The organism is Streptomyces naganishii JCM 4654, assembly GCF_014650575.1.
Taxonomy (GTDB): Bacteria; Actinomycetota; Actinomycetes; order Streptomycetales; family Streptomycetaceae; genus Streptomyces; species Streptomyces naganishii.
This window is the reverse complement of sequence record NZ_BMVF01000008.1, coordinates 308,043-320,255: the sequence shown is the minus strand read 5'-3', so window position 1 is coordinate 320,255 and position 12,213 is coordinate 308,043. Positions and strand designations below refer to the sequence as shown.

The window sequence follows — 12,213 nt, the reverse complement described above, 5'->3', positions numbered from 1 at the left end:
CGGGTGGCGGCGGGGGGTTGACTCCGTCGCCATCTCTCTCTAAATTAGAGATACACGCAAAGAGAGAAGCACTGAAACCGAGAAGGATCCGGAAGAAGGAGCCGTCATGAACGCCACCCACGAGACCCGCGCCCGCTTCACCGACGCCGACGCCCGCACCCTGCTCGCCGGCCTCGCCGCCCGCTGGGACGCCGGCGACGGCCACGGCTACGGCGAGCTGTTCGCCCCCGAGGCCACCTACGTCCAGTTCAACGGCGTACTGCTGAACGGGCGTCAGGAGGTCGCGGACATGCACGACCTGATGTTCCGCACGATGCTCTACGGCACCCGTCTGATCGCCCACGAGATCGAGAGCGTCCGCCAGGTCGGCGAGGACTGCGCGGTCGTGGTCTCCACCGGCGCCGCGCTCTACCCCTGGCAGAAGGAAGTCACGCCCAAGCGGCTGTCGAGGCAGACCCTGATCCTCGAGCGGCGGGACGGGCGCTGGCTGATCACCGGCTTCCAGAACAGCCGGATCAAGCCCTTCCCGACGAGCGGGCCGCTGTTCGAGGTGGCGAGCCGCGCCGTGCGGCTGCGCGTCGACCGCGCCCGGCGCTCCGCCTGAGCCCGCTCACCGGGCCGCGCCCGGCCAGGGCCCGCGCAGTTACGCTGGCCGGAACCGACCGGCAGAAAGGCAGCGCCACCATGCGACCGGACAGCGAAGAGGACCGCTCCCTGGGCACGCTCATGTCGCTGGCCACCGCCCTGCGCGTGCAGGCGGCCAGGACGGTCCTCTTCCAGGCCGCGGTGGCCCAGTCGATAGGGCTCAACGCCACCGACTTCAACTGCCTGAGCCTGCTCGACCTCGAAGGACCCATGACCCCCGGCCGGCTCGCCGAGCGCGCCGGACTGAGCCGGGGCGGCGCGATCACCACGGTCGTCGACCGGCTCCAGAAGGCCGGATTCGTGCGCCGCAGGCCGGACGCCGGGGACCGGCGGCGGGTCATCGTCGAGACCGTTCCCGAGGCCTTCGCCGAACGCGTCGACACCGCCTTCGCCGACTTCCGCGCGGCACTCGGCAAGCTCCTGTCGGAGCTCACCACCGAGCAGCGCGAACTCCTCCTCGACGTCACCAACCGCAGCAACGAGATCTTCCACACGGAGACCGTCCGCCTGCAGTCCCGTACCTGACGGCGGCCCGGACCCCCTGGTCCGCACCCCACCGCCGTTCACCACTCCACGGGACACCCACCCGCACCACCCCACCGCGCGGCACCGCACCCCACCGCCGCGCGGCGCCCCACCGCGCCCTTCCGGCCACCGGCCCCGCCCCGCTCCACCGCGGCTCGAGCCGCACCCGATGCCGGCATGGCACCTCTGGGCGCACCGTCTCGACAAGGAGAGCATGGTGACCACTAGCCCGGTCCGCAGCGACACCCCCACCACGCCGCCACCCCCCAGGCGCCGATCCGTCCTCGAACGCACCGCGGGATTCGCCCAACGCCACCGCTGGACCGCCCTCTTACTGTGGGTCGCCGTCCTGCTCGCGGTCTGGACCGGCGCCTCCGCCCTCGGCGACGCCTACCGCGACGACTTCTCGCTGCCCGGCACCGAGACCCAGCGGGCGCTCCAGACCATGCAGGAGCACGGCTCCGCCCAGGCCGGCGACAGCCTCCAGATCGTGCTGCACGACCGGCACGGCCTGAACGACCCCGCCACCCGGGCCGCCGTCACCGGGATGCTGGACAAAGTCGCCCACCTGCCCAAGGTCGCCCAGGTGCGCAGCCCCTACCAGGACCGGCAGGCCGTCTCCAGGGACGGCACCATCGGCTACGCCACCGTCGTCCTGCGGGGCAAGTCCGAGGACATGGCCAAGGCGGACACCCAGCGCGTCTACGACACCGCCCGCACCGCCCGCGCCGACGGCCTCGACGTCCAGCTCGGCGGCGACGCGGCGCGCAAGCTCGGCGAGGCGCAGGGCGGGGCGGCCGAGGGCATCGGCATGCTCGCCGCGCTGGTGATCCTCGGCCTGATGTTCGGCACCGTCATCGCCGCCGGACTGCCCGTCATCACGGCCGTGTTCGCGGTCAGCAGCACCCTCGGCGTGATCATCCTGCTGTCGCACGTCTTCACCATCGCCAGCTACACGCCGTACATCATGATGCTGGTCGGCCTCGGCGTGGGCATCGACTACGCGCTGCTGATCTTCGCCCGCTACCGGGCCGAGCTGGTGCGCGGTGCGCCCCCCGAGGACGCCGGCCGCCGCGCCCTCGACCTCGCCGGACGCACGGTGTTCTTCGCCGGCTGCACGGTCATCGTCGCCCTGCTCGGACTGGTCGCCCTCGGCCTCGGCTCGCTCCAGGGCACCGCGGTCGCCGTGGCACTCACCGTGCTGGTCACCATGATCGCCTCGCTGACGCTGCTGCCCGCCCTGCTCGCGCTGTTCGGCAAGCGGTTCGCCCGCCAGTTCACCGCCAAGGCCGCCCGCCGCGCCGCCAAGGGCCGCCCGGTCGAGGGCGGGACCCGCTGGCGTGCCTGGGCGGGCCTGGTGCAGCGCCGCCCGCTCGTCTCGCTGGTGCTGGCCGTGGCCGCGCTCGGCGCGCTCGCCGCCCCCGCACTCGACCTGCGGCTCGGTTTCGCCGACGCGGGCAACGACCCGACGAAGACCACCAGCCGCAAGGCCTACGACCTGCTCGCCGACGGCTTCGGCCCCGGCTTCAACGGCCCGCTCGTCGTGGTCGCCGAGGGCACCGGCCGGGCCGGCACCGCCCTCACCCAGCGGCTGAACGGCACCCCCGGTATCGCCGCCGCCACCGCGCCGATCCCGGCACGGGACGACAAGGCGTTCACCGTCATCGCCTTCCCGTCCACCTCGCCCCAGGACGCGCGCACCACCGAGCTGGTGCACACCCTCCGCGACGGGGTACTGCCCGAACTCGGCCGCCGGACCGGCGCCCACTACCTCGTGGGCGGCTCCACCACCGCCGTCATCGACTACGCCGACACCGTCTCGCGGCGCATGCCCCTGTTCATCGCCATCGTCGTCGGCCTGTCCCTGCTGATCCTGGTCATGGTGTTCCGCTCGCTGCTGGTGCCGCTGAAGGCGGCGCTGCTCAACCTGCTCAGCATCGGGGCCGCGCTGGGCGCCATGACGCTGGTCTTCCAGAAGGGCATGTTCGGCCTGGAACCCGGACCGATCGAGGCCTACCTGCCCATCATGATCTTCGCGATCGTCTTCGGGCTCTCCATGGACTACGAGATCTTCCTGGTCTCCCGCATCCGCGAGGAGTGGACCCGCACCCGGGACGCCTCCCTGGCGATCCGCGAGGGCCTCGCGCACACCGGCTCGGTCGTCCTCGCCGCGGGCGCCATCATGGTCGCGGTCTTCGGCGCCTTCATCCTCGGCGGCGACCGCATGCTCCAGCAGTTCGGCTTCGGCATGGCGGTGGCCGTCTTCGTCGACGCGGTCGTCATCCGCTGCCTGATCGTGCCGGCCGCGCTCCAGCTCATGGGCCGCCGGGCCTGGTGGCTCCCCTCGGCCCTGGACCGGGCCCTGCCCAGGCTCGACCTGGAACACCACGGCTGAGCGCGCACGGCCACGCGCCGCCGCCCCGCACCGCGGAGCCCGGACCCCACCTGACGGGGAGTCCGGGCTCCGCCGCGTGCCCGGGCGTACGGCGGGGGTCCGGGGCCCGGCTCGTCCACGGTCCCGCCCGAGGAGCGAGCGGGCCCCGAGCGAACTCCGAGGAGGGGACGGTTTGCTGAGGGCGTGAAGGGAACGGCCCCGGGCGTGAGGGACCCGCGGGCCGGCCCGCCGGACCGCAGGCCCGGCGTCGCGGCCGTCACCCACGCCGCCCGACGCCCCGCGCTCCGGTCGCCTCCCTTCCGCCCGCGGCGCCCGGCACTCCCCCGGCCGGGCGCCGCGCGAGTCCCACGGGGACGGCACCGCGAGGAGTCCTCGAGCGGTCGTCGAAGCGCGGCGAGCACCGTCGGGCCCACGACAGCCCGACCCCCGCACGGAGGACCCATGGCCGCCCCGCCCCGACCTCGCGCCGCAGCAGTCACCGACCCCACCCCGGCCGTAACGGCCCCCGCCACCGAGGCCCCGCGCCGTCCCCGCTGGTTCGTCACCCTCTTCGCCACCGACGTCTGGGAGCGCTTCAGCTTCTACGGGATGTCCGCGATCCTCGTCCTCTACCTCACGCAGGACACCGCGCGCGGCGGCCTCGGCATGTCCGCCGGGGACGCGGCGCTGCTGTACGGGCTCTACATGGCCGCCGTGTTCCTGGCCTCCGTGCCCGGCGGCTGGCTCGGCGACCGCGTGCTCGGCGCGCGGCGGGCCGTCCTGTACGGCGGTGTCCTCATCGCGCTCGGCCACCTGGCCATGGCGGTGCCCGTCACCGGCCCGCTCTACCCGGGCCTGCTGCTGATCGCCTGCGGCACCGGCCTGCTCAAGCCCAACATGGCCGGTCTGCTGAGCGAGTTCTACGACCGCGAGGACCGCACGGGCCGCGACGCCGGCTTCGCGGTGTTCTACATGAGCGTCCAGGTGAGCGCCCTGGTCGCCCCGGTCGTCGTGGGCGCGCTCGGCGAGGGCGTGAACTGGCACCTCGGCTTCGGGGCCGCCGCGCTCGGCATGGGCGCCGGACTGCTCCAGTACGTCCGCGGCCTGCGCCACCTCGGCGACGCGGGCCTGGCCCCGGAACGCCCGGCCACGCCCGCCGAACGCGCCCGCGTCCTGCGGATCGCGTCGGCCGCCACCGCGGCGGCCGTACTCGGCTACGGCACGGACGCGGCGCTCGGCGCCTTCCGCATCGCCCACCTCATGGCCCTGGGCGGCCTGTTGTGCGTGGTCTCGCCGGTGCTGTGCTTCTGGCGGCTGCTGCGCGACCGGCGGCTCGCCCCCGGCGAACGCGTCCGGGTCCGCGCCTACGTCTGGCTGTTCCTCGCCTCGGCCGTCTTCTGGGCGCTGTTCCTCCAGGGCGGCTCCGCCTTCGCCCTGTTCGCCCGGCACGCCACCGACCGCGAGGTCTTCGGCCGTACGGTACCCGCCAGTTGGTTCCAGGCCGCGGTGCCGTTGTTCGTGCTGGTGCTCGCGCCGCTGCTGGCCCGCTGGTGGACCCGCGCGGGCGACCGGATGCCGACCGCGGTCAAGTACGCGGCGGGCATGGGCGCCACGGCCGCGGCCTACGCCGTGATGGCGTGCGCGGCGGCCCGCGCGTCGGACGGGTCGCGGGTGTCGCCGCTGTGGCTGCTGCTCGCCTTCCTGCTGCTGGCCGTGGGCGAGGTCTCCTTCGCACCGGTCGGGATGAGCGCGGCCACCGCGATCGCCCCGCCCGGCTTCGTGAACCGCACGGTCGCCCTGTTCTGGCTCTCCGGCGCCCTCGGCGGCGGCGTCGGCGGCAACGCCCTCAAGCTCTCCGGCGACCAGGTCCCGGGCCCCGCCTACTTCCTGGTCCTGGCCGCGGTCGCCCTCGTGACGTCCGTGACCCTCCACCTGGCCCGCCGCCCCCTGACCGGCCGCCTGACGGTCTGACGCGCCGGCCCGCCCCCTCAAGGTCCGGGCGGACGTCAGTCCCGGGCCGGTCCCGACTTCAGTCCCGCGCCGCACAGGGGTACGACCGCCGATCTGCCGCCGAGGGCGCCCTCGCGGACCGCCGCCCAGCAGACCACGCCCGTCGACTCGACGTAGAGGCCTCGGGAGGCGAGGTCCAGCTGGGCGTGTCGGATCTGGTCCTCGGTGACGGTCAGGAAGGTGCCGCCCGACTCCCGTACCGCGCGCAGGATCTGACGTGCCCTCGGCGGGTGGGCGACGGCGATGCCCTCGGCGTGGGTGGGGGACACGGTGGTGGTGCCGGTGAGGTCGTCCGCGTCCTCGGCGAAGGCGTGGGCGAGCGGGGCGACCGCCGCCGCCTGCACCGCCCACAGCCTGGGACGCCGGTCCAGCAGCCCGGCCCCGTACAGCTCGGCGACCGCCAGGGCCGCGCCCAGCAGCAGCGTGCCGTTGCCGGCCGGCAGCACGAGCACCTCGGGCAGGCGGCCGCCGAGGTCCTCCCACAGCTCGTGTACGTAGGTCTTCGTGCCGTGCAGGAAGTACGGGTTGTAGACGTGCGAGGCGTAGAACGTCTCCGGCTCGTCCGCCGCGCGCCGCGCCGCCGTGGCCGCGGCCTCGCGGCCGCCGTCGACCAGTTCCACGCGCGCGCCGTGCGCCTCCATCTGCTCCAGCTTCTTCGCGGAGGTGCCGAACGGGACGTAGACGGTGCAGGGCAGCCGGGCGCGGGCGCAGTACGCGGCGACGGCCGTGCCCGCGTTGCCGCTGCTGTCGGCGACGACCCGGCGGGGCCCGGCGCGCAGGGCGAGTTCGGCGAGCATGACCGCGCCGCGGTCCTTGAAGGACAGGGTGGGCGTCAGGAAGTCCAGCTTGGCCTGGACCTCGTCCGTCAGCGCCACCAGCGGGGTGCGGCCTTCGCCGAGCGACACCCGGGGCGCGGACAGGGGGAGCGTCTCGGCGTACCGCCACAGGGAGTTCACCCGTCCGGTGAGGGACTTCAGCGGCGCAGGGGTGGGTGCGAAGTCGAGGTCGAGGGGTCCGTGGCAGGACGGACAGCACCAGGCGAGCGAGTCACCGGGGATACGGATGCCGTCGACGGGGCAGTAACGGTCCGGCAGTGGTGTCATGTCCGCAGGTTAAGGGCCGGTGCCGGGCGTTCCCGGGCACGGCGTCGGGGCGTGCCCCCGGGCGGCGGTGTCGCTCCGCGAGAAGCACCTGGTTAAGCATCCCGCCGACGGAAGTCATCACATCGGGTGATTCTCTGGCCTTCACTTGCAAGTACAACCCTCGGTTGCCACGCTGTTGCTGTCTGTACAACCTGATGGGAGTGGCCAGTGACTTTCGGTGAGCAGCCGGCGTATCTGCGCGTCGCGGGTGATCTCCGCAAGAAGATCGTCGACGGGCTGCTGCCACCCCACACCCGCCTGCCCTCCCAGGCCAGGATCCGCGAGGAGTACGGCGTCTCGGACACCGTCGCCCTGGAGGCCCGCAAGGTGCTGATGGCCGAGGGGCTGGTCGAGGGCCGCTCCGGGTCGGGCACGTATGTGCGCGAGCGTCCCGTGCCGCGCCGGGTCGCCCGCTCCGGCTTCCGCCCGGCCGGCGGGGCCACGCCGTTCCGTCAGGAGCAGGCCGACGCCGAGGCGCGCGGGACCTGGGAGTCGGGCAGCGGGCAGACCGAGGCGAGCGGTGCGATCGCCGAGCGGCTGGGCATCAAGCCCGGGGAGCGCGTGATGTGCACGAAGTACGTGTTCCGGGAGGCGGGGGAGGCGATGATGCTCTCCACTTCCTGGGAGCCGCTGGCAGTCACCGGCCGCACACCCGTGATGCTCCCCGAGGAGGGCCCGCTCGGCGGCATGGGCGTGGTCGAGCGCATGCGGGCCATCGACGTCATCGTGGACAACGTCACCGAGGAGGTGGGCGCCCGCCCCGGCCTCGCGGAGGAACTCCTCGCCCTCGGCGGCGTCCCCGGCCACGTGGTCCTCGTGGTCCAGCGCACCTTCTACGCCTCCGGCCGCCCCGTGGAGACGGCGGACGTGGTGATCCCGGCGGACCGTTACCGGGTCTCGTACCACCTCCCGGTGAAGTGACAGCGCCGCTCTGACCGGCGCACCGGGAAGACGGCCCGTGTGCGCCCCCAGGGGGAGCCACGGGTCCCGCCGACGTGGGGGCGTCGGCCCCGGACGTCCAGTTTCGGCCGTTTCTGCTGGTTGGGGTGGGGGTGGGCGCCGGGCGTCCCGTTCACGCATCCAGGCCCACAGAGGGCGCGTTCGGCTTCCCGCGCCCCCTGCGTACTGGCCGGTTGCATACCTCTTTGTGAGAATCCGTGTTCGCTGCGTGAAGGTTGGGCGTACGCTCGGGCATATGCGGACTGCGGTTTCCTCAGAGGGCGGGGCCCGGCCGGGGGCGGGAAGGAGTGGTGGGGCGGGATGAACGACGGCACGATCACTCTTCCCTGGCTCGTCGTCCGGCGGGACGACAACGGCAACCGCTACCGCGTGGGCCGGTACGCCACCCGCGCCGAGGCCCAGAGGATCGCGGACAGCCTCGACGACCGCGGCCACCAACAGCTCTACTGGGTCGAGCGCGTCGGGCAGAACGGCGGCGACCCGACCGCGGACCGGCCCGTCCCGTAGGCTCCCGCGCATGACCGAACGGACCGTGGTGGTGGGCGCCGCCCTGCTCGACGCCGGCCGGCTGCTCGCCGCCCGCCGCAGCGCGCCACCGGAGTTGGCCGGCCGCTGGGAGTTGCCCGGCGGAAAAGTGGAGCCCGGCGAGCTCCCCGAGGCCGCCCTCGTCCGCGAGTTGCGCGAGGAACTCGGCGTGGACGCCGAACCCGTCGAGCGCGTCCCCGGCGCCTGGCCCCTGAGGGCGCCGTACGAACTCCACGTGTGGACCGCCCGCCTGCGCCCCGGCTCCGCCGCCCCCGAACCGCTCGAGGACCACGACGCCCTGCGCTGGCTCACCCCGGACGAGATCTGGGACGTCCCCTGGCTCGACCAGGACGTCCCGGCCGTACGCCGAACCCTCGCCCACCTCGGCACCGCACCCCGCGCTCCCCGCGCCCCCCGGTAGACGCCCCGTCGAGCGCGCGCTCCAGCGCGCACTCCAGCGCGCACTCCAGCGCTCGCTCCAGCGCTCGCTCCAGCGCGCGCCCCCGCGCCCGAGCCCCCCGCGCAGCGCCCGGAGGCATCGGGTGCGCGGGACTGGCGCTCCCTACGCCGTTCGTGCCACAGTGCGCCGTCACGGACGGTACTGGCTCAGGCGGGCGGTACTCGCCCCCGGATATCGGGTATGTGCCCATTAACCCCATGAAACCGGACATGGGTGGGCTCACTGGCCTGGGAAGTGATCGGCGTGATCGACACCGAAGGCGACCGCGCCGAGTGGACCTTCCCCGCGGACCCGGGCGCCGTGCGCACCGCCCGGGCCGCCGTACGCGCCCAGTTGCGCGCCTGGGGCATCGACAGCGTCGGCGACACCGCCGCCCTGCTGGTGAGCGAACTCGTCACCAACTCCCTGCGGCACGCCACCGGTCCCATCGGCGTCCGCCTGGTCCGCCCCGCCGGACTGCCCGACGTCCTGCTCGTCGAGGTCTCCGACCCGCTCCCCGACCCGCCCCGCGAACGCCCCGCCCGCCCCGACGACGAGAGCGGCCGCGGTCTGCAACTGCTCGCCTCCACCTCCCGCCGCTGGGGCACCCGCCCCGGCGCGGCCGGCAAGACGGTCTGGTTCGAACTCGCCGTCCCCGGATGACCCGGCCAGGCGGCCGGGCGCCCCACCACCGGCGGCCACTGTGTACGGCCGCCGCCGCCGGCCGCCGCCGTCCGACCGGAACCGATCGCTGAACCGTTGTCCCCGGGCGGGATTCGACCGGGTGTCGCCTGGTTAGAAGTCTGGTTGTGTTGTCGCAGGCCGGACCGAAAAGCATCGGGATGGTCCTGTGATCGTGAACACCGTGTTGCGCGGCGCCGTAGTGCTGGATACTGCGGGCAGCCGCCCCCGGTGACCGGTACCGGACGCGGTGAGCTGGAGGGGACGGTTCGCGTGAGCGAGATACCAGCGAAGTCCACGGAGTCCGAGGACCCGTCGGAGGGCGCGAGGGACAGGTCCGCGAGCGGTGACGGAGCCGACGCGGCGCCGCCCGCGGACGGGATGTGGCAGAGCAGTCCGCCCGGCTCGATGTACGACTACATCAAGGTCGCCTCCTTCTCCATCGGCCCCGACGGACACGTCGACCAATGGAGCCTGCGCGCCGAGCAGCTCTTCGGCATCCCTGCCGAACGCGCCGTCGGAATGGACCCGATAGAGGCCTTCGTCGACCCCGATCTGCGCGAGCGCGGCCAGCGCAAGATGGCCGAGATCCTCGACGGCCGCGAGTGGACGGGCGTAGTGCCCTTCCGCGCGCCGGACGACGAGGAGGGCCGGCGCGGCGAGGAGGGCCTGGCCGAGGTCTACGTGATGCCGACCCGGACGGCGGAGGGCGACAAGGCCGCCGTCTGTACGGTCGTCGACGTACGCACCCTGCGCCGCATCGAGACCGACCTCGCCGCCTCACAGGCGATTTTCGGGCAATCTCCCTTCGGCTTCCTGCTCATCGACACCGACCTGCGGGTCCGCCGCGCCAACGAGCGCTTCGCCTCCATCTTCGGCGGCGCCCCCGACGACCACCGCGGCAAGGGCGTCCACGACTACCTGCCCCGCGCGGAGGCCGAGCGGGTCGCGGCGACCCTGCGCCGGGTCCTGGAGAACGGCGAGTCCATCACGGACATGCACGTCACGGGCTTCGTGCCCGGCTCCGACGAGCGCCGCCACTGGTCCATCAACCTGTACCGCGTGCACAGCGGAAGCGGCCGCCCGATCGGCATCGCCTGGCTCGGCACCGACATCACCGCCCGCCGCGCCGCCGCCCGCGAGGCCGCCGCCGCGCGGCGCAATCTCGCCCTTCTCAACGACGCCGGCGCCCGCATCGGCAACTCCCTCGACCTGGAGACCACCGCCCGCGAACTCCTCGACGTCGTCGTCCCCGGCTTCTGCGACCTCGCCACGGTCGACCTCTACCAGGGCCTCCTCGCCGGCGACGAGACCCCGCCGGGATTCGCAGACGGCAGCGCCCAGCTGCGCCGGGTCGCCTTCGCCAGCGCCGTCTCCGACGCTCCCTTCAGCGGCGCCGGCACCCGCGTCGAGCTCGGCGCCGTCCACCACTACCCCTTCAACTCGCCCTGCGCGGACGCCCTGCGCACCGCCCGCCCGCAGACCGTGCCCGGTGAGGACGGCGGCCTGGTGCAGTCCACGCTGGCCGTCCCGATGGTCGCCCACGACACCGTCGTAGGACTCGCGCAGTTCGCCCGGGCCAAGGGCAGCGAGCCGTTCGGCGACCGCGACCGGGGCCTCGCGGTGGAACTCGCCGCGCGCGCCGCCGTCTGCATCGACAACGCCCGCCTGTACCGCCGCGAGCACGAACGCGCGCTGATACTGCAGCGGTCCCTGCTCCCGCCCGGCGACCCGGAGGCCTCCGGCCTCGACATCGCCTGCCGCTACCTGCCCGGCAACGCGGCCACCGGCCGGCCCAGCGAGGTCGGCGGAGACTGGTTCGACGTCATCGAACTCCCCGGCCACCGCACCGCGCTGGTCGTCGGCGACGTGATGGGCCGCGGCCTGCGCGCCGCCGTCGCCATGGGCGAACTGCGCACCGCCGTACGCACTTTGGCCCTGCTCGACCTGGAGCCGGCCGAAGTCCTCTCCCAGCTCGACGAGATCGCCCGCGGCCTCGGCGCGCCCGGAGGCGTCCAGCAGGCCACCCGCGCCGCCCGCCGCCCCCGCGAGGCCGACCTGTCCGAGGTGTACCTGGCGACCTGCGTCTACGCCGTCTACGACTCCGTCACCCGGCGCTGCACCTTCGCCAATGCCGGCCACCTCCCGCCCGTCCTGGTCGAACCCGGCGAGCCGGCCCTCATGCTCGACGTCCCGCCCGGCATGCCGCTCGGCGTCGGCGGCGAGCCCTTCGAGGAGGTGGAGGTCGAACTCCCCGAGGGCGCCCTCCTCGCTCTCTACACCGACGGCCTGGTCGAGTCCCGCGACCACCCCCTGGACGAGGGCCTCCAGGCCTTCGTCGGCGCCCTCACCGACCCGGGCCGCCCCCTGGAGGACGTCTGCGACCACGTCCTCAACACCCTCGGCAGCCACCACGGCGAGGACGACATCGCGCTGCTCATGGCCCGCGTCCAGGGCCTGCCCGCCGACTCGGTCGGCGACTGGACCCTGCCGCGCGAGCCGCGCAGCGTCGGCCGCGCCCGCGAGTACGCCCGCTCCCAGCTGCTCGCCTGGAACATGGAGCCCCTGGTCGACACCACCGAACTCCTCGTCAGCGAACTGGTCACCAACGCCCTGCGCTACGGGGAGGGCGAGATAAGACTCCGCCTTCTGCTCGACCGCACCCTGGTGTGCGAGGTGTGGGACTCCGGACTCGTCCAGCCCCGCCGCCGCCGCGCCCGCGACACCGACGAGGGCGGCCGCGGCCTCCAGCTCGTCGGCCTCCTCAGCGCCGCCTGGGGTTCGCGCCGCACACCCCGCGGCAAGACCGTCTGGTTCGAACTCCCGCTCCCCGGCGGGGAGAACGGCCTCACGGACCCGGCGGAGGCGCTGCTGAGCCTGTTCTGACGCAACCGCCAAGCCGCCGTCGATCG

At 73.8% G+C, this 12,213-nt stretch carries 10 protein-coding genes; 9 read left to right on the top strand and 1 reads right to left on the bottom strand.

Annotated elements, in window-relative coordinates; translation table 11 throughout:
* The first annotated feature begins 106 nt into the window (after nucleotides 1–106).
* From IE217_RS17665 to IE217_RS17650, 4 genes are all read left to right on the top strand, one after another.
* Nucleotides 107–604, top strand: a complete 498-nt coding sequence (locus IE217_RS17665) for an SgcJ/EcaC family oxidoreductase (protein WP_190178819.1) — start codon at nucleotides 107–109, stop codon at nucleotides 602–604.
* An 80-nt stretch (nucleotides 605–684) separates the two neighbouring features.
* Nucleotides 685–1,170, top strand: a complete 486-nt coding sequence (locus tag IE217_RS17660) for a MarR family winged helix-turn-helix transcriptional regulator (RefSeq protein WP_190178818.1) — start codon at nucleotides 685–687, stop codon at nucleotides 1,168–1,170.
* Between the two features lie 214 nt (nucleotides 1,171–1,384).
* Entirely contained in the window at nucleotides 1,385–3,565 is a 2,181-nt protein-coding gene (locus IE217_RS17655; protein ID WP_190178817.1) for an MMPL family transporter, read from the top strand.
* A 441-nt stretch (nucleotides 3,566–4,006) separates the two neighbouring features.
* On the top strand, nucleotides 4,007–5,515 hold the full coding sequence (locus IE217_RS17650) for a peptide MFS transporter (RefSeq protein WP_190178816.1): 1,509 nt from the start codon (nucleotides 4,007–4,009) through the stop codon (nucleotides 5,513–5,515).
* A 35-nt stretch (nucleotides 5,516–5,550) separates the two neighbouring features.
* Here the strand turns inward: IE217_RS17650 and IE217_RS17645 are convergent, their stop codons facing one another.
* Nucleotides 5,551–6,657, bottom strand: a complete 1,107-nt coding sequence (locus tag IE217_RS17645) for a pyridoxal-phosphate dependent enzyme (RefSeq protein WP_190178815.1) — start codon at nucleotides 6,655–6,657, stop codon at nucleotides 5,551–5,553.
* 207 nt (nucleotides 6,658–6,864) lie between these two features.
* On the opposite strand from IE217_RS17645, the gene IE217_RS17640 reads away from it, so the two are divergent.
* The 5 genes from IE217_RS17640 to IE217_RS17620 all read left to right on the top strand — a co-directional run bounded on the left by IE217_RS17640 (nucleotide 6,865) and on the right by IE217_RS17620 (nucleotide 12,187).
* Complete coding sequence (locus IE217_RS17640; RefSeq protein WP_190178814.1) at nucleotides 6,865–7,617, top strand: GntR family transcriptional regulator; 753 nt, start codon at nucleotides 6,865–6,867, stop codon at nucleotides 7,615–7,617.
* A gap of 339 nt (nucleotides 7,618–7,956) precedes the next feature.
* Nucleotides 7,957–8,163, top strand: coding sequence for an SPOR domain-containing protein (locus IE217_RS17635; RefSeq protein ID WP_190178813.1), 207 nt, complete (start codon nucleotides 7,957–7,959; stop codon nucleotides 8,161–8,163).
* 10 nt (nucleotides 8,164–8,173) lie between these two features.
* Nucleotides 8,174–8,602, top strand: coding sequence for a (deoxy)nucleoside triphosphate pyrophosphohydrolase (locus IE217_RS17630; protein WP_190178812.1), 429 nt, complete (start codon nucleotides 8,174–8,176; stop codon nucleotides 8,600–8,602).
* 252 nt (nucleotides 8,603–8,854) lie between these two features.
* Entirely contained in the window at nucleotides 8,855–9,283 is a 429-nt protein-coding gene (locus IE217_RS17625) for an ATP-binding protein (protein ID WP_190178811.1), read from the top strand.
* Nucleotides 9,284–9,574: 291 nt separating this feature from the next.
* Nucleotides 9,575–12,187: a SpoIIE family protein phosphatase gene (locus tag IE217_RS17620; RefSeq protein ID WP_190178810.1), complete on the top strand. Its 2,613-nt coding sequence runs from the start codon at nucleotides 9,575–9,577 to the stop codon at nucleotides 12,185–12,187.
* Nucleotides 12,188–12,213 lie beyond the last annotated feature (26 nt).